The sequence below is a fragment of the Mucilaginibacter sp. genome (assembly GCF_035492695.1).
GTDB lineage: Bacteria > Bacteroidota > Bacteroidia > Sphingobacteriales > Sphingobacteriaceae > Mucilaginibacter.
Genome location: NZ_DATJJC010000012.1, coordinates 555,364 through 581,905 on the forward strand (window position 1 = coordinate 555,364; position 26,542 = coordinate 581,905).

27 protein-coding genes are annotated in these 26,542 nt (G+C 45.7%); 13 read left to right on the plus strand and 14 right to left on the minus strand.

Annotated features, from left to right (window positions below):
* Positions 1-166 precede the first annotated feature (166 nt).
* Positions 167-1,177, plus strand: a complete 1,011-nt coding sequence (locus VL525_RS09225; protein ID WP_325385667.1) for an aspartate-semialdehyde dehydrogenase — start codon at positions 167-169, stop codon at positions 1,175-1,177.
* A gap of 711 nt (positions 1,178-1,888) precedes the next feature.
* On the opposite strand, the gene VL525_RS09230 is transcribed toward VL525_RS09225, so the two are convergent.
* Positions 1,889-2,503: a pyridoxamine 5'-phosphate oxidase family protein gene (locus VL525_RS09230; protein ID WP_325385669.1), complete on the minus strand. Its 615-nt coding sequence runs from the start codon at positions 2,501-2,503 to the stop codon at positions 1,889-1,891.
* A 147-nt stretch (positions 2,504-2,650) separates the two neighbouring features.
* On the opposite strand from VL525_RS09230, the gene VL525_RS09235 reads away from it, so the two are divergent.
* A complete protein-coding gene (locus VL525_RS09235) occupies positions 2,651-3,544 on the plus strand; it encodes a LysR substrate-binding domain-containing protein (RefSeq protein WP_325385671.1) in 894 nt (297 codons plus the stop codon).
* A gap of 294 nt (positions 3,545-3,838) precedes the next feature.
* Positions 3,839-4,393, plus strand: coding sequence for a type 1 glutamine amidotransferase domain-containing protein (locus tag VL525_RS09240; RefSeq protein ID WP_325385673.1), 555 nt, complete (start codon positions 3,839-3,841; stop codon positions 4,391-4,393).
* Positions 4,394-4,455: 62 nt separating this feature from the next.
* On the opposite strand, the gene VL525_RS09245 is transcribed toward VL525_RS09240, so the two are convergent.
* The 6 genes from VL525_RS09245 to VL525_RS09270 form a co-directional block, all read right to left on the minus strand.
* On the minus strand, positions 4,456-5,895 hold the full coding sequence (locus VL525_RS09245; protein WP_325385675.1) for a B12-binding domain-containing radical SAM protein: 1,440 nt from the start codon (positions 5,893-5,895) through the stop codon (positions 4,456-4,458).
* Positions 5,896-5,990: 95 nt separating this feature from the next.
* Complete coding sequence (gene hemH / locus VL525_RS09250; RefSeq protein ID WP_325385677.1) at positions 5,991-7,010, minus strand: ferrochelatase; 1,020 nt, start codon at positions 7,008-7,010, stop codon at positions 5,991-5,993.
* A 505-nt stretch (positions 7,011-7,515) separates the two neighbouring features.
* Entirely contained in the window at positions 7,516-8,367 is an 852-nt protein-coding gene (locus VL525_RS09255; protein WP_325385679.1) for a 4-hydroxy-3-methylbut-2-enyl diphosphate reductase, read from the minus strand.
* 88 nt (positions 8,368-8,455) lie between these two features.
* Positions 8,456-9,544: a glycosyltransferase gene (locus tag VL525_RS09260; protein ID WP_325385681.1), complete on the minus strand. Its 1,089-nt coding sequence runs from the start codon at positions 9,542-9,544 to the stop codon at positions 8,456-8,458.
* 36 nt (positions 9,545-9,580) lie between these two features.
* The gene (locus VL525_RS09265; RefSeq protein WP_325385683.1) at positions 9,581-10,204 is read right to left on the minus strand and encodes a lysophospholipid acyltransferase family protein; all 624 of its coding nucleotides are present in this window, start codon (positions 10,202-10,204) and stop codon (positions 9,581-9,583) included.
* On the minus strand, positions 10,201-11,022 hold the full coding sequence (locus VL525_RS09270; RefSeq protein ID WP_325385685.1) for an alpha/beta hydrolase: 822 nt from the start codon (positions 11,020-11,022) through the stop codon (positions 10,201-10,203). The genes VL525_RS09265 and VL525_RS09270 overlap by 4 nt, the downstream gene beginning before the upstream one ends.
* Positions 11,023-11,138: 116 nt before the next feature.
* Between VL525_RS09270 and VL525_RS09275 the strand changes: the two genes are divergently transcribed.
* Entirely contained in the window at positions 11,139-11,606 is a 468-nt protein-coding gene (locus tag VL525_RS09275; protein ID WP_325385687.1) for a hypothetical protein, read from the plus strand.
* A 34-nt stretch (positions 11,607-11,640) separates the two neighbouring features.
* Here the strand turns inward: VL525_RS09275 and VL525_RS09280 are convergent, their stop codons facing one another.
* Positions 11,641-12,855, minus strand: a complete 1,215-nt coding sequence (locus VL525_RS09280) for a 3-deoxy-D-manno-octulosonic acid transferase (RefSeq protein ID WP_325385689.1) — start codon at positions 12,853-12,855, stop codon at positions 11,641-11,643.
* A gap of 64 nt (positions 12,856-12,919) precedes the next feature.
* Here VL525_RS09280 and VL525_RS09285 point away from each other — a divergent pair, with 64 nt between their 5' ends.
* From VL525_RS09285 to VL525_RS09305, 5 genes are read left to right on the plus strand one after another with little or no spacing between them, the layout of a single operon-like run.
* Entirely contained in the window at positions 12,920-14,230 is a 1,311-nt protein-coding gene (locus VL525_RS09285; protein ID WP_325385691.1) for a UDP-glucose/GDP-mannose dehydrogenase family protein, read from the plus strand.
* 1 nt (position 14,231) lies between these two features.
* The gene (locus VL525_RS09290) at positions 14,232-15,215 is read left to right on the plus strand and encodes a UDP-glucuronic acid decarboxylase family protein (protein ID WP_325385693.1); all 984 of its coding nucleotides are present in this window, start codon (positions 14,232-14,234) and stop codon (positions 15,213-15,215) included.
* A gap of 2 nt (positions 15,216-15,217) precedes the next feature.
* On the plus strand, positions 15,218-16,240 hold the full coding sequence (galE, locus tag VL525_RS09295; protein ID WP_325385695.1) for a UDP-glucose 4-epimerase GalE: 1,023 nt from the start codon (positions 15,218-15,220) through the stop codon (positions 16,238-16,240).
* Between the two features lie 9 nt (positions 16,241-16,249).
* On the plus strand, positions 16,250-17,302 hold the full coding sequence (gene rfbB / locus VL525_RS09300; protein WP_325385697.1) for a dTDP-glucose 4,6-dehydratase: 1,053 nt from the start codon (positions 16,250-16,252) through the stop codon (positions 17,300-17,302).
* A gap of 2 nt (positions 17,303-17,304) precedes the next feature.
* A complete protein-coding gene (locus VL525_RS09305; protein WP_325385699.1) occupies positions 17,305-18,045 on the plus strand; it encodes a tyrosine-protein phosphatase in 741 nt (246 codons plus the stop codon).
* A 99-nt stretch (positions 18,046-18,144) separates the two neighbouring features.
* Here the strand turns inward: VL525_RS09305 and VL525_RS09310 are convergent, their stop codons facing one another.
* From VL525_RS09310 to VL525_RS09320, 3 genes are all read right to left on the minus strand, one after another.
* Entirely contained in the window at positions 18,145-19,386 is a 1,242-nt protein-coding gene (locus VL525_RS09310) for an ABC transporter permease (protein ID WP_325385701.1), read from the minus strand.
* Positions 19,387-19,525: 139 nt separating this feature from the next.
* Entirely contained in the window at positions 19,526-20,239 is a 714-nt protein-coding gene (locus tag VL525_RS09315) for a hypothetical protein (RefSeq protein ID WP_325385703.1), read from the minus strand.
* A 102-nt stretch (positions 20,240-20,341) separates the two neighbouring features.
* Positions 20,342-20,689: an iron-sulfur cluster assembly accessory protein gene (locus tag VL525_RS09320; RefSeq protein ID WP_325385705.1), complete on the minus strand. Its 348-nt coding sequence runs from the start codon at positions 20,687-20,689 to the stop codon at positions 20,342-20,344.
* Positions 20,690-20,780: 91 nt separating this feature from the next.
* Between VL525_RS09320 and VL525_RS09325 the strand changes: the two genes are divergently transcribed.
* From VL525_RS09325 to dnaA, 3 genes are all read left to right on the plus strand, one after another.
* Complete coding sequence (locus tag VL525_RS09325) at positions 20,781-21,311, plus strand: hypothetical protein (protein WP_325385707.1); 531 nt, start codon at positions 20,781-20,783, stop codon at positions 21,309-21,311.
* A gap of 81 nt (positions 21,312-21,392) precedes the next feature.
* Positions 21,393-22,931: an acyl-CoA mutase large subunit family protein gene (locus tag VL525_RS09330; RefSeq protein WP_325385709.1), complete on the plus strand. Its 1,539-nt coding sequence runs from the start codon at positions 21,393-21,395 to the stop codon at positions 22,929-22,931.
* Between the two features lie 433 nt (positions 22,932-23,364).
* Complete coding sequence (gene dnaA, locus VL525_RS09335) at positions 23,365-24,792, plus strand: chromosomal replication initiator protein DnaA (protein ID WP_147031322.1); 1,428 nt, start codon at positions 23,365-23,367, stop codon at positions 24,790-24,792.
* 117 nt (positions 24,793-24,909) lie between these two features.
* On the opposite strand, the gene VL525_RS22805 is transcribed toward dnaA, so the two are convergent.
* Entirely contained in the window at positions 24,910-25,248 is a 339-nt protein-coding gene (locus VL525_RS22805) for a DUF5615 family PIN-like protein (protein ID WP_414684739.1), read from the minus strand.
* Positions 25,245-25,472: a DUF433 domain-containing protein gene (locus VL525_RS09340; RefSeq protein ID WP_325385713.1), complete on the minus strand. Its 228-nt coding sequence runs from the start codon at positions 25,470-25,472 to the stop codon at positions 25,245-25,247. The genes VL525_RS22805 and VL525_RS09340 overlap by 4 nt, the downstream gene beginning before the upstream one ends.
* Positions 25,473-25,518: 46 nt before the next feature.
* Between VL525_RS09340 and VL525_RS09345 the strand changes: the two genes are divergently transcribed.
* On the plus strand, positions 25,519-25,980 hold the full coding sequence (locus VL525_RS09345; protein ID WP_325385715.1) for a nuclear transport factor 2 family protein: 462 nt from the start codon (positions 25,519-25,521) through the stop codon (positions 25,978-25,980).
* On the opposite strand, the gene VL525_RS09350 is transcribed toward VL525_RS09345, so the two are convergent.
* Positions 25,977-26,531, minus strand: a complete 555-nt coding sequence (locus VL525_RS09350; protein ID WP_325385717.1) for an NUDIX hydrolase — start codon at positions 26,529-26,531, stop codon at positions 25,977-25,979. The genes VL525_RS09345 and VL525_RS09350 overlap by 4 nt on opposite strands.
* Positions 26,532-26,542: the final 11 nt, after the last annotated feature.

The window sequence follows — 26,542 nt, forward strand, 5'->3', positions numbered from 1 at the left end:
TGGATGTCAATAAATTAACATTCAGATAATTCGAATTCTAAAATATCTGATAAAAGCTAAAAATTTCGGATATTTGGGGTTCTATTAATTCAATTATTTAACAATTTAAACAAAATGAAACCTCCGCAAAGGAGCTTCATTACCGCTTAGAAAACAAATTATTACAATGAAAGTCGCAGTAGTAGGTGCCACAGGACTGGTGGGCACCAAAATGTTGCAGGTTCTTGAAGAACGCAACTTCCCGGTAACAGAATTGATCCCCGTAGCTTCAGAAAAGAGTGTTGGTAAACAAGTAACATTCAAGGGTAAGCAGTATAAGGTGGTTTCTGTCGAGGATGCGATAAAACAGAAGCCCGACCTGGCCTTATTTTCGGCCGGCGGGAGCACTTCACTGGCACAGGCGCCACTATTTGCCGAAGCCGGAACAACCGTTGTAGACAACTCATCGGCCTGGCGTATGGACCCGACCAAAAAACTGGTGGTACCCGAAGTTAATGCCGATGTACTGACAGCAGAAGATAAGATCATAGCCAACCCGAATTGCTCCACCATACAAATGGTAGTGGCTATTAAGCCATTACATGATAAATATAAGATCAAAAGGATAGTGGTATCCACTTACCAGTCCGTAACCGGTACGGGAGTTAAGGCTGTCGACCAGCTTTTTAACGAACGTAAAGGCATTACCGACGGGCCGCGTGCTTATACTTACCCTATTGATTTGAACGTGATCCCTCATATCGACGTGTTTACCGATAACGGTTACACCAAAGAGGAGATGAAGATGATCAAAGAAACGCAGAAGATCATGGGCGATGACAGCATCAAGGTTACTGCTACTACGGTGCGTATCCCGGTTATTGGCGGTCATTCCGAGTCGGTGAATATCGAATTTGAAAAGGATTTCGACCTGGCCGAAGTTAGGTCGATACTGGAAAAAGCGCCGGGCGTTATTGTTACCGACGACGTGGCCAACCTGAAATACCCGATGCCGCTTGATGCGCATGAAAAGGACGAAGTATTTGTTGGCCGCCTGCGCCGCGACGAAAGCCAACCGAACACGCTGAACGCCTGGATAGTATCAGACAACCTGCGCAAAGGCGCGGCCACCAACGCGGTGCAGATTGCCGAGTACCTGGTTGCGAAGCATTTGATAGGGCAGGGTGTAGAGGCGTAAGTTAGTGATTGGTTAATCGGTGATTAGTTAACCGGGAGCTATTTTGAATAATAAATGAATAGGGATGATCGGGAGATTATCCCTATTTTATTTGCAGCATGGTCCAGCTTGGTTAAGGAAGCAAAACAGGGTTAACATGGTTAACACTATTTTACGCTTGTTGTTAGTTAAATAGTTGATTATCAATACAATATGTCAAATTTGACAAAAAAGCGTTAACCATGATTGGCGTGTGCTGACCCGAATGGCCCGTCCTGAAATAGCTATACAGATTTGCAGGTAAATCCTGGTATATTTATACAAAAACTTACTAACACCAAACGTTCCTACGGAACGTTAATGCGCCTCCCAATTTTTCCTACCAACCAGTCGTCCCGAAGGGACGCTTTTGCGCAGGAAAATAATTAAGGGTTCCTGTAATAAGCTTTTGTGAATTTTAAACTATTCCTCCTTGATCGCTCAGGAGGGACGTTTTTGCGAAGAAAAATAATTAAGAGTTCCTGTAATAAGCTTTTGTGAATTTTAAACTATTCCTCCTTGATCGCTCAGGAGGGACGTTTTTGCGAAGAAAAATAATTAAGAGTTCCTGCAATAAGCTTTTGTGAATTTTAAACTATTCTTCCTTGATCGTCACATCGGGACGTTTCGTCGGTAGAAAAAAAGAATTGGGGGTTTTAGCGTTCCATTGGGAACGCTTCGTGTTTGACGAAGCTATTTTTTTCCGGCTTTAAGTCTTGCAATCTCCGCTCTCAGTTCAACTATATAATCCTTTTGCGCTGCAAAGGCATCTTCTATTTCCGGGATCGTGAAGCGTTGTACGATATGCTGCGAGCAGTTCCAGTCGTAGGCCTCTATCTTTATTTTTATAATTCTTTCAGGTTTGGCCTCGTAATCTCCCAGCGAAAGAAACGCTTCCAGTTCCGGGTCATCACCTAGTTCAATGACGGTGGCGCGGCCCAGGATCTTTAGCCTTGCTTTGCGGGCATAGTCCATGATAAATAAAGCGACCTTATCGTTAGTAACAAAGTTACCTGCCGATATGTATTGCTTGTTACCCCTGAAATCGAGAAAAGCAAGTGTAGTATCATTAATAACCCTCAAAAACCCTGGCGGCCCGCCGCGGTATTGAATATATGGATAACCATCCTTTCCATTGGTCGACATATAAAACCCATCCCGCTCGTTGATAAAGCTGATCTCCTGTTCGGATAAGCCATCAAAATAAGTACTTTGCTCAAGCCTGGCATAGCTGCTCCGGCTGCCGTATCTTTCCTGTAGTTTTTTGGTTTCGTCGCCAAAAGCCATTGAGGCATAGTTCGTTCCCATTTTGTCGTCGAGGAATTGGTCAACTCAAAAGTACCGCATTTATTGCTGGACTTTCGTAACGCCAGGGTAAAACAACTTAATCAACCAATTACTCTTTCAGCTTAATCAACATCCCCATTATTCAACCCAATCCACTAACTTCGCAAAATGATCTCCTTCGCTCATCGCGTATTTATGGAAGTGGCTGCCAATTTGAGTTTCTCAAAGGCGGCGCAGGTGCTGTTTGTTACCCAGCCCGCCATCAGCAAGCATGTGAAGGCTCTGGAAGATCAATATAAGGTCCCGCTGTTCGAACGTAAAGGCAACAGCATCCTGCTTACCGAAGCAGGTAAAAAGCTGAACGAATACCTGCAGCAGGCCAACGAGATAGAACGTAAGATCGAATACGACCTGTCGATATTGAGCAATATGTCGCAGGCAGCCGGGCATTTGCGGCTGGGGGCAAGTACTACCATCGCCTTGTATATTCTGCCGCCTATCCTGTCGGGTTTTCAGCGCGAATACGCCAATGTGCATGTGCAATTGGTGAACCGAAATTCGGAATATATCCTGGGTGCTTTACTGAATCACGAGGTTGACATCGGTATTATCGAGGTAGATAATAAGCTGACCACGGTATCGTACAGGCCATTTATGAGCGACGAGGTGATACCGGTTTGTTCGGCCAAAAGTCCGCTGGCCGGCAAATCGCTCACCTTGAAACAACTTTTAAAAACACCCGTAGCCCTGCGCGAACGCGGATCGGGCACGCTGAACGCTTTGTTAAAGTCGCTTGCCGACCATCATATCAAACCTGCCGACCTGAATGTAAAGATCCGGCTGGGCGGTACCGAGGCTTTGAAAAACTTCCTGCTCGCCGACCAATGTCTGGGCTTTATGCCACGGCCATCTATTACCCGGCAATTAGCCGAGGGCGACCTGGTGGAAGTACCTATCGAGGGCCTTAAAATTACCCGCGATTTTTACTTCATCCGCCGCAAGGGTACCGAAGATTTTGGGCTGACCAGCAATTTTATAAATTACGCCCTGCAATACGTGTAGTGGACTCACCCGGTCGACGCTTCGCTGGACCACCCTCTCTACCGCAAGCGATAAAGAGGGGCTTTCATTTTTCTTTAATCTTATATTAAGACCTAACATACGGAAAAAAAGGAATTCAACCCTCTTTGCGCCAAAGGCGGAGAGAGGGTCGACAAGCGCAGCAATATCGGAGTAAGTTGAATAACCGCCCTGCAATGCGTGTAAAGCATGTTTTTCTGAAAAAAATTAAAACCAACCCCATTGCCGGATGTAGTTTATAGAAAGGAATTCACCTTTTAGTTAAATATACTTATTATGGCAAGTTTGAGTAATCGCAAAGTAGCAATACTGACAGAAGAAGGATTTGAGCAGGTGGAACTCACCAGCCCTAAGGAAGCATTGGAGGCTGCGGGCGCTAAAGTCGACGTGGTATCGCCGCGAAGCGGAAAAATAAAAGCATGGAACCATACCGATTGGGGTATTGAAATAAACGTAGACAAGGAATTAAGCAGCGCTAGTCCGGATGATTACGATGCATTGGTTTTGCCTGGTGGCGTACTGAACCCGGATAAATTGAGACAAAACAAGGAGGCCGTAGCCTTTGTGTCGGCTTTCCTGGATGAAGGCAAGCCTGTAGCTGCTATTTGCCATGGCCCGCAAATGCTGATAGAAACAGGAATGATCGGTGGCCGGACGCTAACATCATACCCATCGCTGCAAACCGACTTGCGAAATGCCGGGGCCAACTGGGTAAATGAGGAAGTGGTGGTTGATAATGGTTTAGTAACCAGCCGCACGCCGAAAGATCTGGACGCATTTAACAAAAAAGCCATTGAGGAAATTGGGGAGGGCGCTCACCATCACGCCTAAATCCAATAACTGGTTCACAAAACTGTGAGGGGAAGTGTCCGCCATTTTTGGCGGGCACTTTTTTATGTACTGATATTCCCGGCACTGATCAATTCAGGCTCACAGGAACCCGGCATAAGATCTGGATGACGTTCCTTTGTTCTTCTCCGCACTTTAGTTAACACGCCTTCCAGCAGTGGCAGCGTGTTGTTCAGGTTTTTGGTTTTGATCAGGAAATTCCAGATCGGCTCAAATTTCTTCCAGCCGCCGGCATAACAAAAGTGCTTCAGTTTATGGGTCAGGGTATCATGATTCATACTTGCTTCGAAAATATTGCTCCACTTGTAAAATTCTTTGTAGGCCCACCAATAACCTGCCTCCAGTTCAGCGGCAGTCATGTTTTGTGTTTTATAAACTACAGTGCGGGTATCGTATTTATCCCAGTTCCGGTGAAGAATGCGGTCCTGCTCCTCCATCTGGCGGAATAACTCTGTACCCGGGTAGGGTGTTAACACGTGATAGGTAGATGTAGTAATAGAATTTTTTACCCCCCAATCTACCGTTCGTTTAAAAACATCTTTGTCGTCGTCATCCAGTCCGAACACAAAGCTGCCGTTGATCATAATACCCAGCGAATGCAGCCGGTTAACCGCACGCGTATAGTCTTTTTCAAGATTTTGCTTCTTGTTGCTCTGCTTCAGGTTTTGCGGCGAGAAGGTCTCGAACCCGACAAACAAACTGCGCAAACCTGCCGCGGCCGCCTTTTCGATCAGGTTGCCGCGAAGTATCGAATCTACGGTAGCCGCGCCCTGGAAAAGGCGGCCCATGCCTTTCATACCCTCAAACAAAGCTTCGCCAAAACGTACGTTGCCTAACAGGTGGTCGTCTAAAAAATACAAATGCCTGCCGGGCAGCCGGTCTATCTCGGCCAAAGCATCATCTACCTCCTGCGTGTAGAATGTTCTGCCACCTTCAAAAAAAGCGTCTTTATAACAAAAGCTGCAATGGTGCGGGCAGCCGCGGGTAACCACGATGGAATTGGGTACCAGGTACAAATGACGTTTGATCAGGTCGCGGCGGATGGGCGGTACGCCGACGAGAGTCCTGATACCCGACCTATAAACCTTTTGCGGGCGACCCAATTTGAAATCCTGTAAGAATTTAGGAAAAGTATCCTCGCCCGGACCAATAAATAGGGTGTCGGCATGTGGTGCAGCTTCCAGTGGCAGCGAAGTTACATGCAGGCCACCCAGAATAACGTAAGCGCCCTTTGCACGGTAATGATCGGCTAAAGCATAAGCCCGGTAAGCATTGGTAATATAAACCTGGATGACCACCAGGTCGGGCTCATCATCGGTATTCAGGTTTTCGACATGCTGATCCTGCAGGTCTATCTCGTCATCAGGCGACAGGTAACCGGCCAATGTCGCCAGGCCCAATGGCGGGAACAGTGAATATTTTATCGGGCGCCAGAAAGGGTTTTCGGCTTCGGTAAGCGCCGGCAGGATCATTTTTACTTTCACGATTATTTTTATTAAAAGTACTTTGAATTACAAAGTAAATAAACATCAAAATAGAAAGCAAGGAAAATCTGTTAAAAAAAGTTAAGACAACTTATTTAGTTCAACAGTACCATCTTCGCCAACGCCTCGATAAATTTCGGCGAATCGTTCAGGCTTTCCACCAACTGGACCGTTTCGCCGCCAAGGGCTTTGAACTCGTCGCCGTACTCAACAGGTACCTCGTAAACAGTTTCGAGACAGTCAGCTACAAAGGCAGGGCAAAATACCAGCAGGCGCTTTTTGCCTTCCTTAGCCAGCTGATGCACCACCTCGCTGGTGTAAGGTTGCACCCAGGGGTCGCTGCCCAACCGCGACTGGAAACAGATGGTGTACTTCTCTTTAGGAATACTGAGCTTTTCTGCTAATAACCTGGCGGTATGGTGCGATTGCGCCGAATAGCAATACCGGTTTGCATCTGTCAACGTTTGGCAGCAATCGGCCGATTTCAGGCAGTGATTGTGGGTATGGTCCGATTTGATCAGCTGCCGTTGCGGCAAGCCATGAAAACTGAACAGGATATGATCGTAAGTATCGGGGTTGTGCTTCCGGGCATTGTCGGCAAATGTTTCGATCATCAGTTCATCATCATGAAAGGAGTTGATAAACCTGATGGTAGGTTTGGTTGGCCATTGTTGCACCAGTTCCATTACCTTATCGTAAACCGACCCGGTGCTGGCGGAGGCATATTGCGGAAACATCGGGATAACCACAATGTCATAGATCAACGCATCTTTTAGCCTTTGAAGCGCCGAGTCGATAGACGGGCTTTGGTACCGCATGCCCAGCTCCACCTGGTATTCGTCGCCTAAGCGCTCCTGTAGTAATTTATGCTGTAGTTTGCTGTAATGGAGCAAAGGGGAGCCCGTTTTTTCATCCCATATTGCCTGGTACAGTTTCGCTGATTTCGGTCCGCGGGTTGGCACAATAATGCCTTTTACAAGCAAAGTGCGGGATATAGGATTAATGTCTATTACCAGCGGGTCCATCAAAAACTCACGGAGATATTTGCGGACGTCTGCCGTCGAGGGACTATCGGGCGTACCCAGGTTGATCAGTAAAACTCCTTTTTTGCTCATATTGTCGGGCGCAAAAATAAGAAAAAATACCCCTAACTGGTTGGCGGGATAACATATTACAAAAAGATTAAAAATGAATGGCTAATATCTGTAAATCGTTACTTTAAAGATAACGGTACATCAAAACGCTTCTGGCAGCGTGTTTTTCTGGCCCGTAGGGTCTACCTGTTTGTAGCAAATAGACAGGAAAGATTTTGTCTCGTAGAGGCTACCCTTTATTGCTATTTAGAACTGGTTATATACCCGCCGGATGGGTAGCCTCTACGAGGCACAAAACCTGTTAATTATTGGGGCTACAAACAGGTAGAGCCTACGGCTCATTATTTTTCTTATCCCTTAACCGTGTATCGAAGGTATTTATTACGAATTGATGAAGATGCTTTTTAAAGAATTATGTCATTTCGAACGATAGTGAGAAATCTTAAACACGCCGCATTGTCCGCCGGCATATCGTATAAGATTTCTCTTCGCTACGCTCACTCGAAATGACATTATTCGATAAGAATTAAAACTGCTCCAGCTCGGTCTTCACCTGCTCCATCAGCCACATAGGCGTTGAGGTGGCGCCGGCTATCCCAACCTTGTCACCGGGCGAGAACATAGAAAGCTCCAGTTCCTCGGGCGACGAAATAAAGTAAGTATTGGGGTTATGCTTGCGGCACACTTCAAAAAGCACCTTGCCGTTGGACGACTTTCTGCCTGAAACGAATATGATCTTGTCAAATTTGGCTACAAACGCGGGCAGGTCTTTATCCCGGTTGGATACCTGGCGGCAAATGGTATCGTTGGCTTTTACCTCGTAACCACGGGATAGCAGTTCCTCTTTTATCTTATAAAACTTCTCGGTGCTTTTGGTGGTCTGGCTGTACAGCGTAAACTTATCCGGAAGGTCCACATTATCCAGTTCCTCCATATCCATAAAAACCAGCGCCTCGTTATTGGTTTGGCCCTGCAGCCCTATCACCTCGGCATGACCTGGTTTGCCGAATATCAGTATCTTCTCGTTGCTGTCATAGGAGGTTTTGATCCTGTTCTGTAATTTCAGCACCACCGGGCAGGATGCGTCGATGAGCATAATATTATTTTCGAGCGCTAGTTTATAGGTTTCAGGTGCCTCGCCATGCGCGCGGATCAATACCTTTTCGTTGTGCAGGTCCTTCAACTGCTCGTGCCCGATGATGCGCAGGCCTTTGGCTTTCAGGCGCTCTACTTCCTCGTCGTTGTGAACGATATCGCCCAGGCAGTACAGGTAGCCATCTTCAGCCAGTATCTCTTCGGCCATGTCGATGGCGTATACCACGCCAAAGCAAAAGCCCGAATCACCGTCAATCGTCACCTGTAAATTGTATTCGCCCATACCAATGCAAAGTTACTGTTTTTTGATTACACCGATTGTAATATGATTTCACCGATTTTTATTTGGATTGAGGCACAACGGCTAAAAGTTATACACTTCTTCCCTTCCACGTCGTGGTTTTGGTAAGGTACCGCTGTATCGCAAAAAAAGCTATAACCAGCAAATTGAACATTTGTATAGGGTGAAGCAATACATTTCGCACTGCATTTTGCCCTGCCAGCAAGGAGATCATTACACGCGGTAACAGGATAAGGCCCAGCATCATGGTGATGAGGTTGAGGTTTAGTGTGGTGATGACGATCATTGGCCCACCGATAAGCAGCAGCAGGAAGATCAAAAAGCTAAAAATGTTAAAATTGAAGGCGGCCAGGGCGTTCTTACCAAAGCCGTTGACAGCCCCGGAATAGCTTTTATACATGCGGCAGCTCACCATTCCATTTGCCAAAAGACTCTCGCTGTTAAACCCGGCCGACTTAACTTGCCTCATGATCTCGGCATCCTCTACAGTTTTATCTTTAGTTAGGCTGTGCCATTGATTTTGCCTGTAAAGTTCAGCGTCAAACAACATAAACTGGCCGCTGGCCGCCGCTACCATAGGGTTCCTGACCAGGTAAATAAGCTTCAAAGGCAGCAGGTTCAGCAATATGTAATGCATCAGCGGAACGGTAACTTTTTCGGCGAAGGTTTCCATCTGCTGATTTGCAAAAAGGCTCAGCAGTGCCAGGTTGCGGAAATACATTCGGTGCACCGCGCTGTTGATGAGCCCATCGTAAACCTGGTCGTCGGCATCAAGAAACAGCAGGAAATTACCGCGGGCCTGTTGTGCCAGTTGGTGGCAGGCATAGTTTTTTCCAAGCCATTGGCCCGTCAGCTCCTTGCCTTTGATTACCCGGAATGAATGATGTTTCGATGAAAAATCTGCGCATAGCCCGTAGGTTTTGTCCGAGGAATCATCATCAAGAATGATAACCTCATAATCCTGGTAGTCCTGGTTTAAAATGGAATTGAGCAGGTTGAGGATATTTTTCTCCTCGTTGCGCGCCGGTATCAGTATCGACACAAAATCGGTATATGGCTTATTTACGCGGCGAAGTTTAGGGTCGGATACGAAGTTAAAAACCGTTACGACGAAGCGCAGGATAATGAAAACAAACGTAACGTAAATAACGGTGATCACTTTAAATAACGATTTCAGTTTGCGTTTTACATATACTTAATGCTCCACATTAGTTTGCGCCTTCAAGGCCTGCTGATGAAAAGTATTGATATTCTTCACCAGTTCATCGAACGGCACCTCGCCCGCCACGCCGCAATCAAACAGGTGAATATAAGCCGAGGGTTTCAGGCTCTCAAAATAATCAATTAATACGCAGGAGTAAACTACCTGGCAGGGGCCTTTGATATTTTTGATCAGTTTATCAATGCCGCGTTCGATGATTACTTCGGTTGCATGGTTCGAGATCAGTTCGCCCTGCGGAAAAACGACCACCAGGTTTTGTGGATCATTAAGCAACCCGGCAGCATACTGCAGTGATGCTACCATTTCGCGCGAGCCTTTCTCGATCGAAAATCCACCGAAATAATTGAACAGCCATCGCTTTTCCAGGTGGTCGTGCTGCATCATGATGTACAGCTTACGTTTCAGGTGCCAGTAAGCCAGGTAATTACCAAAAAAACCGTCCCACCAGCTAAAATGGTTGCAAAGCAGCAGGATAGAATGCCCGGGTTTTGGCTCGAACGGCATCACCACAACCTGGTTAAACGCCTTATGCATCCGGTAGCGCATGTATTTTGCGAACCAGTTGCTCATCCAGTTTACTCTGCGGGCAGGTATCATTCCGGTAAATTTAGTAAATACTCGTCCAAAGCGGGCACCACCAGCCAATGCCCCAGTGGCACCTCGTGCACTTCGGGATCATCCAGCTTAGCAATGAAAGGCTTTGCGGCCGCCATTGGGAACAGTTTATCATCCCGGCCAAAAATTAACGTGCATTTGATATGATGCTGATTAATTAGCGTGGCAACCCTATCCGTATCAGGCTTTAGCTGCCTGATGATATTTAACGTGTAATATACATCCTGTCTTTTCTTTTCGGTATCTACCTCGTTATATGCAATAGTATATAAGCTGTGATCTATAAAACGCGCTCTCTTCAAATTTTTCAATAACGAAGGCGCCAGCCATTTGCTTTTGGTGGCCCGGCGGAAAAAGAATTTCCCCACCGGTTTGTGCATCAAAAATTCAAACCCTTTATAAACCGATAAACCATCCGGCGCCATCAGGATGATCTCGTCGATCAAATCAGGGTATTCTTCTAATAATATCAACGCAAGATTGGCTCCTATGGAATAGGCCATTAAGGATACGCGCTGCCTGCCGTGCATATTAAACCATTCTTCCAGGTAGGCTTTCACCATTTCCCGCGGCATACCTTCCAGTATCTGCTTTTCGGTCCATGTGCTTTCTAAAGCGCTTTCGCCGTGAAAAAAATGGTCGATACCATAGACGTGATATTTGCTTAAGATGGAATTTTTAAGCACATGGAACTGCTTCCCCGTCATGCCATAGCCATGAAAAGCCAGCATCGGTTTGTTGCCGCTGCCGTATTCGTGGTAATGTACTTTGCCCAATCCGGCAATTGTTAGGAAGCCCATAACGGGCAATATTAAGGAATTTTAACAATGAAGTATAAAGACGGAAAATTTTGCGTCTGTGTAAAGATAATACCCGTAACCATCGTATTTTTAACAAACATTTCCATGCTGACTTTATGAAATTATTTTTGTTATCCATCTTCATCTCATTTATCACCTCAGGCACGCCACCTGCCAGCTTGCAGGGCACTTATGGGTCTCAAGGCAAAGACGGCAAAGCACCATACTCTTTGCTGCAAATCCACTATTTGGCTAAAGGCACTATCTTGTTCTATTTTGAACGGGTGTTGGGTGCTCCAGCCTACAATTCTGGCACACTTTACGGTCAACTAACACTTAACAAGAAAACCGGTCATTACGAATATTTACCGGTTGAAGAAGGTGATTGCAAGTTAGAATTCATACGTGCCGGAAATAAGATCACGATCAATACCTTAGCGGGCGATTGCGGATTTGGGAACGGTGTAATTGCTGACGGCACATATCCTTTAAACGACAACAAAAACCCGGCGTTTTGTATTACCCGCACCGGCAAAAAGGTGTATTTTGAAAAGACACCGGCGAATAAATTCAGGGAAGATTAAGTGTAGAGATGCATAATTTTGCGGCTATCTCCGATTAATAATTATCAAGATATTTCATAATCATCTCTGTCGCCCCCGTATTCTCCTTCACATAATCTTTTATTTTTTTGCTAATGCTTTTTAGGTGAGTATCATCCATTAAATAAGAAAAAGTTTCTTTCAGTTCTTCCGCATTATTAATACTAAAACCTAATTCAAGCGACACCAAATCACGCGCTTCCTTAAACTTATGATAATTCGGCCCGAAGATTACCGGCAGCCCGAAGGCAGCAGCTTCTAAAGTATTATGAATGCCCGCACCGAAACCGCCTCCTATATAAGCCACCTGCCCGTATTGGTAAAGGGACGACAGTATGCCGATGTTATCGATGATAAGGGTTTGGTTGGTGAGTGGTGCATGGTGAGCGGTGAGTAGTGAATATTTCGATGTGGAATTTTCGGGCAGTAAAGCTATGAACCTGTTTATCTTCTCTTCCTTGATCTCGTGCGGGGCGATAATGAATTTCCAATTGGGTTGGGTCTTGATGAGTTGTGCAAGCAACTCTTCATCCTCTGGCCAGGTACTGCCGGCAATAAATACCTGGCTTCCTTTTGTAAATTCTTGAATTAATGGAAATGATTTCGGGCTTTGCGCGTTGGCCCATACCCTGTCGAAACGGGTATCGCCGCTGACGGATACATTGGTGATATGGATATTTTGAAGCAGGTTTTTGGAGTTTTCATCCTGCACAAAAAAGTGAGTGACAAAACCAAGCATTTCGCGATAGAGGCTGCCATACCATTTAAAGAAAACCTGGTTTGGACGAAATATGCCCGAAATGACAAACAAAGGAACATTTTTTCGGTTTAACTCGTAAAAATAGTGGTACCAATACTCGTATTTGGTAAAAACGGCTATTGTGGGTTGAATGGCATCGATAAAATGCCGTGCATTGGCGGCTGTATCCAGCGGAAGGTAATACACGGCATCAGCAAGTGGTGTGTTTTTTCGGATCTCGTAACCCGATGGTGAAAAAAAGGTGATCACTATCGCGGTATCGGAGTGTGCCGACCGGAAGCCCGCCAGTACAGGAAGGCCCTGTTCATACTCGCCCAGCGAGGCAAAATGGAACCAGGCGCTCTTGTCAAATTTTGGGTATTGAATATTGCTTCTGCCTTTAAGCCAGGCATTTGCCTTTTTGTTAAAAAACGAGGCAATGTATATTAAGAAGACATAAATTCTTAATCCTAAGTTATAAAGCGGCAGCATTATATTTTATTAATTGTTACCTTAGTCGCGCATAAAAGTAAGAACATAAAAACATAAAATACATATGAAAATAGCTGTAGTAGGTACAGGGTACGTGGGGTTGGTAACAGGTACTTGTCTGGCCGAAACGGGCAACCAGGTAACCTGCGTTGATATCAATGAGAAAAAAGTAGAAATGATGAAAAATGGCAAGGTTCCGATCTACGAACCGGGCCTTGAATTACTTTTCAACCGTAACATAAACCAGGGGAGGCTTCATTTTACTTCCAACCTGGGCGAGGCTATAGCCGACGCTAAGATCATATTTATGGCCCTGCCAACGCCTCCGGGTGAAGGCGGCGCTGCCGACCTGAGCTATGTGCTTGGCGCTTCAAAGGACATAGCCAAAATGATAACTGAATATAAGGTGATCGTTACCAAGTCGACCGTACCGGTTGGTACTGCCGATAAGGTGACCGCTGTAATGAAGGAAAACACCAATGTGGAATTCGCCGTGGTATCGAACCCCGAGTTTTTACGTGAAGGTGTTGCAGTAGACGACTTTATGAAACCCGACCGCGTAGTAATCGGTACCACAGACGAACGCGCACGGAAATTATTGGGCGAACTTTACGCCCCATACGTACGCCAGGGTAACCCTATCGTATTTATGGACGAGCGTTCATCCGAATTGACCAAGTATGCAGCAAACTCTTTCCTGGCAACCAAAATATCTTTCATGAACGAAATCGCCAACCTGTGCGAACTGGTAGGCGCCGATGTGGATATGGTACGCCGCGGCATTGGTTCCGATGATCGTATCGGCAAACGTTTCCTGTTTGCGGGTATCGGCTACGGCGGCAGCTGTTTCCCTAAGGATGTGCAGGCATTGGCCAAATCATCGGAAGAGAACAAATACGACTTCAAGATCCTGAACGCCGTAATGGACGTTAACGAGATACAGAAAACGGTATTGGTTGAAAAAGTGAAGAAATACTTCAAAGGCGACATCAAAGGCAAAAAATTTGCCATGTGGGGCCTTGCCTTTAAACCTGAGACCGACGACATCCGCGAGGCACCTGCCTTATATATTATCGACGACTTGTTGGCAGCAGGCGCTCAGATAAGCGCGTTTGACCCTGAGGCAGCCGAAAATGTTAAAGCTCTGGTTGGCGATAAGATCACTTACGCGAAAGACCAGTACGATGCATTGAAGGATGCTGACGCTTTACTGATAGTTACCGAATGGTCGCTGTTCCGTACGCCGGACTTTACACAGGTTGAAGAATTGCTGAAGAATAAAGTCATTTTTGATGGCCGTAACCTGTACGATCTGCAAAAAATGATCGACTGCGGCTTCTATTATAATAGTATAGGCAGAAAAGTAATCGCATAACATGGCAAACCGCAAACGTGTTTTAATAACCGGGGCAGCCGGTTTCCTGGGTTCGCACCTGTGCGACCGCTTTATTAAGGAAGATTTTCATGTCATCGGCATGGATAACCTGATAACCGGCGACTTGCGCAATATCGAGCATTTGTTCAAGCTGGAAAACTTTGAGTTTTACAATCACGACGTTTCCAAGTTTGTTCATGTACCCGGCGAATTACATTATGTATTGCATTTTGCATCGCCCGCAAGCCCTATCGATTACCTGAAAATTCCGATCCAGACACTCAAAGTTGGATCATTGGGTACGCATAACCTGCTTGGTTTATCCAAGGCCAAAGGCGCAAGGATGCTGATCGCCTCCACATCGGAAGTTTACGGCGACCCGAATGTGAACCCGCAACCCGAGGAATACTGGGGCAATGTGAACCCAATTGGTCCGCGCGGTGTTTATGACGAGGCCAAGCGTTTCCAGGAAGCTATTACCATGGCTTACCATACTTTCCACGGATTGGAGACCCGCATTGTCAGGATATTTAACACTTATGGTCCGCGCATGCGACTGAACGATGGCCGTGTATTGCCGGCGTTCATCGGCCAGGCCTTACGTGGCGAATCGCTTACCATGTTCGGCGATGGTTCGCAAACCCGTTCATTCTGTTATGTGGATGACCTGGTTGAAGGCATTTACCGCCTGCTTTTCAGCGATTATGCTTTGCCGGTGAACATTGGCAATCCTGACGAGATAACCATCCGTGAGTTTGGCGAAGAGATCATCAAGCTTACAGGCACCGATCAGAAATTGATAAGCCTGCCCTTACCGACAGACGATCCAAAACAACGCCGCCCGGATATTACCAAGGCAAAAGCATTGCTGGGCTGGGAACCAAAAGTTTCGCGCAGCGAAGGTTTGAAGATAACCTACGAATACTTTAAATCGCTGCCCGAGAAGGAAATTCAGCATAAAGATTTTACCTACTACAATAAATAAGCATGTCGAAAATATTAGTTACCGGCGGATTAGGATACATCGGCTCGCATACGGTTGTCGAGCTGATCAATGCGGGTTATGAGCCGGTGATCGTCGACGACTTATCCAACTCTCATCCCCAAATATTAGATCAGATAACCAGGATCACGGGAAAAAAACCGGTATTTCACCAATTGGACCTTTGCGATGACGCATCGGTAAAAAGCCTGGCAACTGCCGAACCCGGTATTTCGGGTATTATCCATTTCGCCGCTTCAAAGGCTGTCGGCGAATCGGTGCAACAGCCTTTAAAATACTATCGCAATAATATTTATTCGCTGGTCAACTTGCTAAATGTATATTACGGCAAGCCGTTGAATTTTGTATTCTCGTCAAGCTGTACGGTTTACGGCCAGCCCGATGAATTGCCGGTAACGGAGTCGGCTCCGGTAAAACCTGCCGAATCGCCTTATGGCAATACCAAGCAGATAGCCGAGGAGATATTGAAAGACACCATTGCTTCTGGCGCAAATTATAAAGTAATTGCCTTAAGGTACTTTAACCCGGTTGGCGCGCACGAGACAGCGTTGATAGGCGAACTGCCTATCGGTGTGCCGCAGAACCTGGTACCGTTCATCACACAAACTGCCATAGGCAAGCGGGAGAAAATAACTGTTTTTGGCAACGATTATAACACACCCGACGGCAGCTGCGTACGTGATTATATTCATGTGGTCGACCTGGCGAAGGCACATGTGGCCGCGTTAAAACTGATGGAGCAGGAAAGCTTTAGAGGCTATGATGTATTTAACCTGGGAACAGGCAAAGGCAGTACTGTACTTGAGGTTATCGGCGCATTTGAACGCAGCACAGGCGTTAAGCTAAATTATACGATAGGCCCGCGCCGCAGCGGCGACGTTGAGCAGGTTTGGGGCGATGTTACCAAGGCCAAAGAACAGCTTCACTGGCAAACCCAACTGGATATAGATACCATGATGAAATCGGCATGGGCATGGGAAAAGTATTTATCCCAAAATCCTTTGTAACTTTGCAACATGCAAAAGATCATTATTACAGGCGGCGCCGGCTTTATAGGCTCGCATGTAGTACGCCGGTTCGTAAAAAATTATCCGCAATACCAAATTATTAATCTTGATAAACTGACCTATGCCGGTAACCTGGCCAACCTGAAAGATATTGAACACGAGCCCAATTACCGCTTTATAAAAGGCGACATTGTTGATACGGCTTTTGTTAATGAACTTTTTGAGACGGAAAAACCCGATGCTGTGATCCACCTGGCGGCAGAATCTCATGTAGACCGTTCGATCACCAACCCGCTCGAATTTGTAATGACCAATGTAGTTGGTACAGTAACACTGCTGAATGTTGCACGAAACCATTGGAAGGGCAGATACGATAAAACCCGTTTTTACCATGTATCGACGGATGAGGTTTACGGGAGTCTGGGTGAGGACGGCATGTTTACCGAAACCACCGGCTACGATCCGCATTCGCCTTATTCAGCATCCAAAGCCAGCTCGGATCATTTTGTGAGGGCTTATCACGATACTTATGGCATGGACACGGTCATATCCAATTGTTCCAACAATTACGGATCGTACCATTTCCCGGAAAAACTGATTCCGCTGGCTATTCATAATATCAAACAAAACAAACCCGTACCTGTATATGGGAAGGGTGAAAACATACGCGACTGGCTTTGGGTGGAGGACCATGCCCGGGCCATCGACCTGATATTTCACCAGGCTAAAGCAGGCGCCACTTATAATATAGGCGGGCATAACGAATGGAAAAATATCGACCTTATCCGCTTGCTTTGCAGTATATTGGACCGTAAGCTGGGTAGGGCACAAGGCGAGTCGGCTAAGCTTATTACTTTTGTAACAGACCGCGCCGGGCACGATCTAAGATATGCAATAGACGCTGCTAAATTAAAAAATGAACTGGGCTGGATGCCGTCGGTCACTTTTGAAGAGGGGCTTGAAAAAACAGTAGATTGGTACCTGGCTAACGAGGATTGGCTGAACGATGTAACATCGGGGCACTACCAGCAATATTATAATGAACAATACGCTAACCGATAACGATGTTTAGTTTCTTCCGTAAGAAGGAAAGTCCGATAAATACCCCTGACTATAGTACTATTGCCGTGGATATGCATTCGCATGTATTGCCCGGAATTGATGACGGCGCTCAAAACCCGCAGGAATCGATCTTCCTTATTCGAAAGATGATCGATCTCGGCATAAAAAAAGTGATCGCCACGCCACATATCATGGCTGATTATTACCGCAATACCGCCGAAAGCATCAACGGGGCCCTGGAGTTATTGAAGGCCGAATTAATAAAGGAACAGATAGACATAACGGTAGAAGCCGCAGCCGAGCATTACTTTGACGAGACCTTTGAAAAAAGGATCGACGAAGGCAAGCTAATGATCATGGGCGGCAAGTATGTGTTGTTTGAATTGTCGTTTGTGGCGCAGGCCCCAAACCTGCTGCAGGCAATTCAAAAAATGACCAGCCTTGGTTTACAGCCCATACTGGCCCATCCCGAACGTTACCTGTATATGGATATTGACCAGTTGAAAGGCCTGCGCGACTGGGGTTGTTACCTTCAATTAAATACCATATCGCTGACCGGCTATTATGGCAGGGAATCCAAAAGAATGGCCGAGGACCTGGTGGATGAGCAGCTCGTAGATTTTATATCGAGCGATATGCATCATCCCAAACATGCCGAAGCATTAAAAAATGCTTTAAAAACAGCCCACCTGCAAAGATTGCTCTCGGAAGAATATGGGTTGAAGAATAAGCTGCTTTTGTAGCGTAAGGAAACAGGACAAATTTTATAGGAATTAATATCTATGATGACTTCAAGGCCCTTTCCTGGCTCTTGATTCCTGACTCTTGGTTCTCAACAAATTCTACTCATACCGCAACGCTTCTACCGGATCAAGACGCGAAGCCTTTTGAGCCGGGTAGAATCCGGATAAAAGCCCTATCAGTGTACAAACTGCTATCGCAATAAACAGCCATGGCCATGGCACGGTAAATGCCCCGCTGATACTAACTGCTATCAGGTTGCCTATCGCAATTCCCAGGATAATCCCCAGCACACCGCCGATAAGACAAATCACAATGGCTTCTATTAAAAATTGTTTTCGTATGATGGACGGGGTTGCACCGATAGCTTTTCGCAAACCTATCTCGCGCGTACGTTCCGTTACCGACACCATCATAATATTCATTAAGCCTATGGACGCGCCAAGCAGGGTGATGATGCTGATGGTAACACCCCCTATGGTCATTCCTGCCAGGTTTTGCGTAGCTTCAGCCTGTATCGATTCGCTGCTTGATATTTCGAAATTGTCCGGATTAACAACAGCCAAACCCCGCACGTTGCGAAAAGTTGAAATAGCCTCACCCTTGGTAGCATCAAAACTGGCTGATGCAAGAGCATCGACTGTAATAGACAACGAAGGGTTGGAAACCGTGTCTACCTGCTTGGCCTTTAGTACCGGTATCACGCAAAATTTATCACCCGGGCCAAAGCCTGAACTGCCCTTGGATGCAACGATACCCACGATACGGAACCTGTTCTTCCCGACGAAAATATACTTGTTTATGGGATCTTCATTTTTAAAAAGGCGTTTTTTGATCTCATCACCGATAATGACCACCCCTTCACCATGTTCAAGTTCAGCTGCAGAGAAATTTCGCCCGAAAGCCAGCTTTTTACCTGATGTAACCAGGTAGTTTTCATCCGACCCGGTAAAATAAATGTTGGGATTGGATTTTTGATTGCCATATTTAACTACCGCCGTGCCCGATAAAAACAGGTTTACCGAAGTTACGGCGGGAGCGTTAAATGCTTTTTTAAAGCGGTCGGCTTGCGCATAGGTAATTGGCGGATAAACTTTGCGGTGTCCGGCATTACCAAAATTAAGCCCGCTGTTGGTATTTTGTATGGTAAACGAATTGGCGCCCAGCTCGCCGAAAACATTGTTGGTGTAATCCTTAATGCCCTGTATGGCTGTCAGAATGCCCACCAGCGCCATAATGCCTATAGCGATGATAAGCGACGTAAGCGATGCACGAAGCCTGTTGCCCGAAATGGACTGCAGGGCAATAGAAATGTTTTCTTTAAACGTAGTTTTTACCGCCATAGGGTACTATCAGATTCGGTTAGTATGACTAAGGTAGGTAACAGTTTGTTACAATGTGAATTGTTTTTATTGGCGCCCCTGCTTACCTCGTCGTGGCAGCGTTTTTTATGGTTGCTGCGGGCCAGCGGACCGATGCTACTTATTCGATATCATATTCTTTTTTCAAAAGGCTTATTAATTTCGTATTGTAGGGGACCCGCTCCTGCAGGTTTTGGATGTAATTGTTAGTCCAGCCCCTTTCGATCTGAATTTTGTTGAAGAATTCCTGCAATTTTTGTTTGTCCTTGTTTACCAGTGGATAACCGCGGTTCTCGTCACCTTTCTTTAAGGTAAAAACCAGCATTTCAGTCATAAACTCTGTAGCATCGCTGGTAAATTTATTGTAAGGCACTTCAGCAATATACAAACCGCGAATCTCCTGGTCGTATTTGGCAACGCTATCAGCAATATGATTGCGCTTAATAAATTGCAGGCCTGCGGAATTCTTAAGCTGTGACATGGTGGCGTCGTTGCTGATAAAAACGGAATACCAGCTAACATGCGACGAATACCGGTACATCAGTTTCCTGTTTTTGACATTAGCCATATCACTATCGGCCAATGAAAGCAAGCTGTCCAGCCCTTTTATTTTTTTTTGGTTGTCATCTATAATAATACACAAATTGATCTTATCTTTTTCAAGATCTCTCGCCAGGCTGGTGATGTATTCTGTTTCCTTTTCTTTTTTTGTGATGTTCTCGCGCAGGCTTTCGGCAAAAAAGCCCATGGTTACTGCCAGGAAGATCATTAACCCTTCCAGCAGGTACTCTTTAAAGTTCTTTTTTTCTACATTGGGGTGGTGGTGTACTTCCATGATCGGCAGGGTAGTTTAGCTGACACAATAAAACTAACCAAATTCCTGAAAACAAAAAAGCATCCATTAACGGATGCTCTTTGAATTATATGGAAAAGTATCTTATACCGAAAACGAAGTGCCGCAGCCGCAGGTGCTGGCAGCGTTAGGATTATTAAAAGTGAAACCGCGGGCATTAAGGCCATCCTGGAAATCGATCTGCATTCCCACCAAATATAAACCGTGTGCTTTGTGCATAAATACGCGGATGCCTTCTATCTCGTATTCCTGGTCGCCGTCCTTCTTCTGGTCGAAGCCCAAAACATAGCTCATACCCGAACAGCCGCCGCCCTCAACACCTATGCGCAGGCCAAAGTCTTCACCAATTTCCTGTTGCTCACGTAATTTTCTCAGTTCTTTAACAGCGCCTTCGGTAAAGCTTACCGGAGCGGCTTCAACAGCTATACTCATCTTATTTCAAAATTAACTATACAAATATAAGGTAAATTGCAGATTTTTGTTCCCTGTCAAATATTTATGACCCTCGCCTAACACTAAAAATATGCAGATCAATACTTTTTTACTTGATATCGTTAAATTCACTTTGGCCGGTATCGGCACGGTTTATATCGCCTTTTATTTGCTAAAACCCTACCTCGACCGTTCAGAGAAACTGCAACTGATGGAACTGAAAAAATCCACCACCGCACTTACTTTGCCGCTGCGTTTCCAGGCCTATGAACGTATGATCCTGTTTGTAGAGCGGGTAAACCCGGCCAATATGCTGATCAGGCTGCACGGCACGCAATATTCAGCTCACGAACTGCACAGCCTGGTGGTGAGCGAAATACGCGAAGAATTCCAGCACAATGTTACCCAGCAAATATATGTGAGCGAGCGTTCGTGGAACGTTATCAAGCGGGTGAAGGACGACACCATGAGCGTGGTAACCAATGCCATAAAGGCCCTGCCCGAAAATGCAACCGGGCTGGACCTCAGCAAAACGGTGCTGGCACACATGGCATCGCTACAGGATAACCCTTATGATATTGCCACCGCTATGATCCGTAAGGATATGGAAGAACTAATGTAATATCGAATTTCGGATGTTCAATTTCGGATTTAGCTCGAAATTGATATTCGAAATTGAACATTCGACATTCGAAATAAAAAAATGAAATTCACCACCACTTCAGGTATCGAAATAAAAGAGATTTATACCGAACCTTCCGGGATGAATGAATTGCCGGGCGAATTCCCCTTTACCCGCGGCATCCAAAAAGACATGTACCGTGGCAGGCCATGGACCATGCGGCAATATGCCGGCTTTTCGACAGCAGAAGAATCGAATAAGCGCTATCATTACCTGTTGAGCCAGGGCACCATGGGGCTTTCGGTAGCGTTCGACCTTCCAACGCAGATCGGTTACGATTCGGATAACGCTATGGCGGAGGGCGAAGTAGGGAAAGTAGGTGTAGCTATCGACTCGTTAAAAGATATCGAAGTTTTGTTTGATGGCATCCGGTTGAAGGACATTACCACATCGATGACCATCAATGCCACCGCACCTATATTGTTGGCTATGTACATCGCCCTTGCCAAAAAACAAGGCGCCGATCTTAAGCTGTTATCGGGTACGGTGCAGAATGATATATTAAAGGAGTATGCTGCCAGGGGTACTTATATCTATCCCCCCGGTCCATCCATGCGGCTGATAACCGATGTGTTTGAATATTGTAGTAAGGAAGTGCCTAAATGGAATACTATTTCAATATCGGGCTATCACATCCGCGAGGCGGGTTCCACCGCTGTACAGGAGCTGGCATTTACATTGGCAAACGGGAAGGCTTATTTGCAGGCAGCTATTGACAAGGGACTCGACATTAATGTATTCGCTAAAAGGCTTTCCTTCTTTTTCAATTGTCATAATAACTTTTTCGAGGAGATAGCCAAATTCAGGGCCGCCCGCCGGATGTGGGCGAATATCACTACGCAGTTGGGTGCTACCGATGCCGGAGCTCAAAAACTACGCTTCCACACGCAAACCGGCGGATCGACCTTAACGGCCCAGCAGCCGATGAACAATATTGTGCGGGTAACCACCCAGGCGCTGGCGGCGGTATTAGGCGGAACACAGTCGTTACATACCAACGGTTATGACGAGGCGCTGTCGTTACCGACAGAAGCGGCAGCAAAGATAGCCCTGCGTACCCAGCAGATCATTGCGTTCGAAAGCGGGGCGACAGATACGGTCGACCCATTGGCTGGCTCCTATTTTATCGAGTCGCTTACGGACGAATTGGAAAAGGCCGCATACCTATATATAGATAAGATAGATGCGATGGGCGGACCGGTAAAGGCTATTGAGCAGGACTACATTCAGCAGGAGATAGCCCGTTCGGCTTACGAGTATCAAAACGAGATCGAAGCCGGTGACAGGGTGATAGTGGGTGTGAATAAATTTACTGAGACCGAAAAACCTGCCGGGGGGCTCTTCAGGGTTGATGATTCGATACGCATAACCCAAAGCGAAAAGCTAAAAACACTGAAAGCGGAGCGGGATAACACAGCGGTGCAGGACGCACTTAGTAAATTGAAAGATGCCGCCAATGGAAAGGAGAACCTGATGCCATTTATACTGACAGCGGTTGAAGCCTACGCTACGCTGGGCGAAATAGCCGACACGCTGCGGAGCGTGTTCGGTGAATACTGACATTTCATGCCACGTTTTACCTGACAGGCCATGACAATATACTGACAAAAAATATCGCCAAAAAATTATCCGCCGCAACGACAGAAGTTTAGGTATTGAAGCTTGCTGACATGGTAGATTGTGGCTCAACAATTGTTGATAACCTAACGTAGAAGGAACAGGTACAAGATGGCAGGAGAAGCGGAAAAAGCAGATGAAAAATATAAAAACTGTGTTTTTGAAGCATACAGATAATTATACCGTGTGCGTGCAAAATATAAGATTTTTATTTCGAAAGTTTGCAATAATAGCCGTTAATAAATGATGAAATAATTGAATAAAAATTTCAAATTTTATTTTTTAAATAGCTTTTTTTTTGAATATTCGATGTTCCGTAGCAGCCCCATTGGAAGCTTGCCTGGGGCTTGTAAATCAAGATATTAATTGAAACTATATGGATAAAACTTGTACTACCGTTTGGAACAGCTGCCTTCAGATCATCAAGGACAACATACCGGCCCAGAGCTTTAAGACCTGGTTCGAGCCGATAAAAGCACTGAGGATAGAAGGAAGTGTTTTGACGATACAAGTTCCGAGTTTGTTTTTTTACGAATGGCTGGAGGAACATTATGTTGGCCTTTTGCGTAAAACGATAAAGAAACAACTTGGAGATGATGGCCGCCTGGAATACAATATTGTTGTTGAACAGTCGTCCTCGAGCAAGCCATATACGACAAATATGCCCTCGAACGGGAACGGTGCCGAATCAAAAAATCAGTCGATGCCCGTGCCTATCTCCATTAATAAGGACATCAAAAATCCGTTCGTAATACCGGGCTTGAAGAAACTGAATGTAGATCCGCAGCTGAACCCTCAGTACACTTTCGAAAATTTTGTGGAGGGTGATTGCAACCGTTTGGCGCGGTCAGCAGGTTATGCTGTTGCGGCCAAGCCGGGTGGCACTTCATTCAACCCGCTGATGATCTATGGCGGCGTCGGTTTAGGTAAAACTCACCTGGCCCAGGCCATCGGTAACGAGATAAGGCAGAAACTGCCGGATAAGCTGGTGCTATATGTATCCTGCGAAAAATTTACCCAGCAGTTTGTCGACGCACTGAAGCACAACAACATTAACGACTTTGTGAATTTTTACCAGGCTATTGATGTGCTGATCATGGACGATGTGCACAACTTTGCCGGCAAGGAAAAAACACAGGATTTCTTTTTCCATATATTCAACCACCTGCACCAGTCGGGCAAGCAGCTGATCATCACTTCGGACAAAGCGCCCAAGGACCTGGCCGGCCTGGAAGAACGCTTACTATCGAGATTTAAATGGGGCCTTTCGGCTGATCTTCAGGTTCCTGACCTGGAGACCCGTATGGCTATCCTTAAAAATAAAATTTACCAGGACGGTATTGACCTGTCGAACGACGTGGTGGAATACGTTGCCCACAACATCGATAACAATGTGCGCGAGTTGGAAGGCGCTATGGTATCCTTACTGGCACAATCGACCCTGAACCGCAAGGAGATAGACCTGAACCTGGCCAAGCAGATGCTGAAGAATTTTGTAAAAAATTCTTCCAAGGAGATATCGATGGAGTACATCCAGAACCTGGTATGCGAATACTTTGAAGTGCCTATCGAGATGGTGAAATCGCAGACCCGCAAACGTGAAATAGTGCAGGCAAGGCAAATATCCATGTACCTGGCTAAGGCGCATACCAAAAGTTCGCTAAAATCTATCGGCAGTTTCTTTGGCGGCCGCGACCACTCAACCGTGATCTATGCCTGCCAGACGGTAGAGGACCTGATCGATACAGATAAGAAATTTAAAGGCTACGTCGCCGATATACAGAAGAAATTAAAAATGTCGTAACCTACGACCCGCCCACAAAAGTTTGGACGCCGTTGCTTAAAGTGATGGCGTTTTTTGTTTTAAAACCTGATCTAATATGTTAAACACTCTATTTAAGCAAGCCCGAATACGTATTGCCTATAAATATATCTCATAAATTCCGGCTTCTTCGTTTTTGAGAAATGCTGTAATTTCATTTTCTATATTTATCAGCCGGTCCGCTATTGTCTTAGTTGACAGGTTACCGGTACGGAGCCAAATGATTTTTGGGGGAAAGGAATACAAATTCTGAAGTTCAGAGAAGTCCTCATCAAATGTTAGTATGTTATATTGATTTTCTTTTGCGAATTTCCAGATTGAAATATCTGTCAGCCTTTCGCCGTGCTTAATTTCATTAGAAGGTAATATCTCCCATTGAGGGATCATTTTTTTAATTCGCCACGAAATGTTTTCATCGGTGACCAGGCGGACCCTCATGCCACTTTAATTATTCTTTCTTTGTTTGCCGCGTATGACAAACAGGCGAGTATCTGTTCTTCGTTCAATTGCGGAAAATCCTCAATTATCTGTTCATGCGTCATCCCGGAAGCCAGCCATTGCAGCACATCATAAACGGTTATGCGTGTTTCTTTGATCACAGGCTTGCCAAATCTGATATCAGGGTCAATTTCTATGTACTTCTTGTAATCAATTTGCGACATATACAAATTTACTTAAATTGTATTAAATTAATAAACCCTCCTCACAATGAAAAAATTATTGCTCATTTTCCTTTTTGCTATAAGCTCGCTAACCGCTTTTTGCCAGGGGAGCGAGAGTGATGCGGTTAAAAAAATCATTGTCAATATGTTTGATGCCATGCGTGCAGGGGATACCGTGAATTTAAAAAATACTTTGGCCGACAGGTTTTTGATGTACCACGTTAATCCGGCAAAAGATACTACGGGCAATATTGTTATTGACAGTAATGCCGAATTTTTTAAGGGTGTGGAGGCAGCTCGCGGCGGACATTGGGACGAGCGTATAACCAATTATGACGATGTTAACATTGCACATGATGTGGCCATGGTATGGGCGTCGTACAAGTTTTATACCGGCAGCAAGTTCGACCATTGCGGGATAGAAATTATCCAGCTTATAAAAACAGAGCGAGGTTGGCGCGTAGTTTCTGTTTTTTATACGGTTAAAACGGGAAATTGTCCTGATTAAAGCGCGTCCAGTTTCATTAGCCCGTAAAATAAGGCCGCGCAATGCATCGCCTGTGATACTTTGTTTTCGGCAACGATCTGCCTTACCTCATCAATGGTAAATTCGTGAACGATGATCTCTTCGCTGGCATCAAGGTCTTGTTCCTGCACCTTTTTACCGCCTCTTGCCAGGTAGCTAAAAACCTGGTTATTTGCTGTTGAGGGGTTGGAGTGCAAAGTGCAAAGCGGCTCAAAATCATCAAATTGGTAGCCGGTTTCTTCCAGTAATTCGCGGCGAAGTGCCTGTTGCGGGTCTTCGCCTTCATCTATAACACCGCCGGGTATTTCGAGCGACACGATGTTTGCTGCATGGCGGTATTGATGAACCATCAGGATCTTGTTTTCTTCGGTTACCGCTACGGCATTTACCCAGTTGCCATACTCAAGCACGTAATAGTCGTCGACGATACGGCCATCGGGCATTTCACATTTGTCGATGCGTAAGGTTGCCCATTTGCCTTTGTGTATGTATTCGGATGAAAGGAGTTTCCAGGTAAGATCGTTTGGGTCCATTTATTGAATTA

Excerpts from the sequence above, each read along its gene's own strand:
- VL525_RS09225 (WP_325385667.1), top strand. The coding sequence starts at position 167 with ATGAAAGTCGCAGTAGTAGGTGCCACAGGACTGGTGGGCACCAAAATG.
- VL525_RS09230 (WP_325385669.1), bottom strand. The coding sequence starts at position 2,503 with ATGGGAACGAACTATGCCTCAATGGCTTTTGGCGACGAAACCAAAAAA.
- VL525_RS09235 (WP_325385671.1), top strand. The coding sequence starts at position 2,651 with ATGATCTCCTTCGCTCATCGCGTATTTATGGAAGTGGCTGCCAATTTG.
- VL525_RS09240 (WP_325385673.1), top strand. The coding sequence starts at position 3,839 with ATGGCAAGTTTGAGTAATCGCAAAGTAGCAATACTGACAGAAGAAGGA.
- hemH (WP_325385677.1), bottom strand. The coding sequence starts at position 7,010 with ATGAGCAAAAAAGGAGTTTTACTGATCAACCTGGGTACGCCCGATAGT.
- VL525_RS09255 (WP_325385679.1), bottom strand. The coding sequence starts at position 8,367 with ATGGGCGAATACAATTTACAGGTGACGATTGACGGTGATTCGGGCTTT.
- VL525_RS09265 (WP_325385683.1), bottom strand. The coding sequence starts at position 10,204 with ATGATACCTGCCCGCAGAGTAAACTGGATGAGCAACTGGTTCGCAAAA.
- VL525_RS09270 (WP_325385685.1), bottom strand. The coding sequence starts at position 11,022 with ATGGGCTTCCTAACAATTGCCGGATTGGGCAAAGTACATTACCACGAA.
- VL525_RS09275 (WP_325385687.1), top strand. The coding sequence starts at position 11,139 with ATGAAATTATTTTTGTTATCCATCTTCATCTCATTTATCACCTCAGGC.
- VL525_RS09280 (WP_325385689.1), bottom strand. The coding sequence starts at position 12,855 with ATGCTGCCGCTTTATAACTTAGGATTAAGAATTTATGTCTTCTTAATA.
- VL525_RS09285 (WP_325385691.1), top strand. The coding sequence starts at position 12,920 with ATGAAAATAGCTGTAGTAGGTACAGGGTACGTGGGGTTGGTAACAGGT.
- VL525_RS09290 (WP_325385693.1), top strand. The coding sequence starts at position 14,232 with ATGGCAAACCGCAAACGTGTTTTAATAACCGGGGCAGCCGGTTTCCTG.
- galE (WP_325385695.1), top strand. The coding sequence starts at position 15,218 with ATGTCGAAAATATTAGTTACCGGCGGATTAGGATACATCGGCTCGCAT.
- rfbB (WP_325385697.1), top strand. The coding sequence starts at position 16,250 with ATGCAAAAGATCATTATTACAGGCGGCGCCGGCTTTATAGGCTCGCAT.
- VL525_RS09305 (WP_325385699.1), top strand. The coding sequence starts at position 17,305 with ATGTTTAGTTTCTTCCGTAAGAAGGAAAGTCCGATAAATACCCCTGAC.
- VL525_RS09310 (WP_325385701.1), bottom strand. The coding sequence starts at position 19,386 with ATGGCGGTAAAAACTACGTTTAAAGAAAACATTTCTATTGCCCTGCAG.
- VL525_RS09315 (WP_325385703.1), bottom strand. The coding sequence starts at position 20,239 with ATGGAAGTACACCACCACCCCAATGTAGAAAAAAAGAACTTTAAAGAG.
- VL525_RS09320 (WP_325385705.1), bottom strand. The coding sequence starts at position 20,689 with ATGAGTATAGCTGTTGAAGCCGCTCCGGTAAGCTTTACCGAAGGCGCT.
- VL525_RS09325 (WP_325385707.1), top strand. The coding sequence starts at position 20,781 with ATGCAGATCAATACTTTTTTACTTGATATCGTTAAATTCACTTTGGCC.
- VL525_RS09330 (WP_325385709.1), top strand. The coding sequence starts at position 21,393 with ATGAAATTCACCACCACTTCAGGTATCGAAATAAAAGAGATTTATACC.
- dnaA (WP_147031322.1), top strand. The coding sequence starts at position 23,365 with ATGGATAAAACTTGTACTACCGTTTGGAACAGCTGCCTTCAGATCATC.
- VL525_RS22805 (WP_414684739.1), bottom strand. The coding sequence starts at position 25,248 with ATGAGGGTCCGCCTGGTCACCGATGAAAACATTTCGTGGCGAATTAAA.
- VL525_RS09340 (WP_325385713.1), bottom strand. The coding sequence starts at position 25,472 with ATGTCGCAAATTGATTACAAGAAGTACATAGAAATTGACCCTGATATC.
- VL525_RS09345 (WP_325385715.1), top strand. The coding sequence starts at position 25,519 with ATGAAAAAATTATTGCTCATTTTCCTTTTTGCTATAAGCTCGCTAACC.
- VL525_RS09350 (WP_325385717.1), bottom strand. The coding sequence starts at position 26,531 with ATGGACCCAAACGATCTTACCTGGAAACTCCTTTCATCCGAATACATA.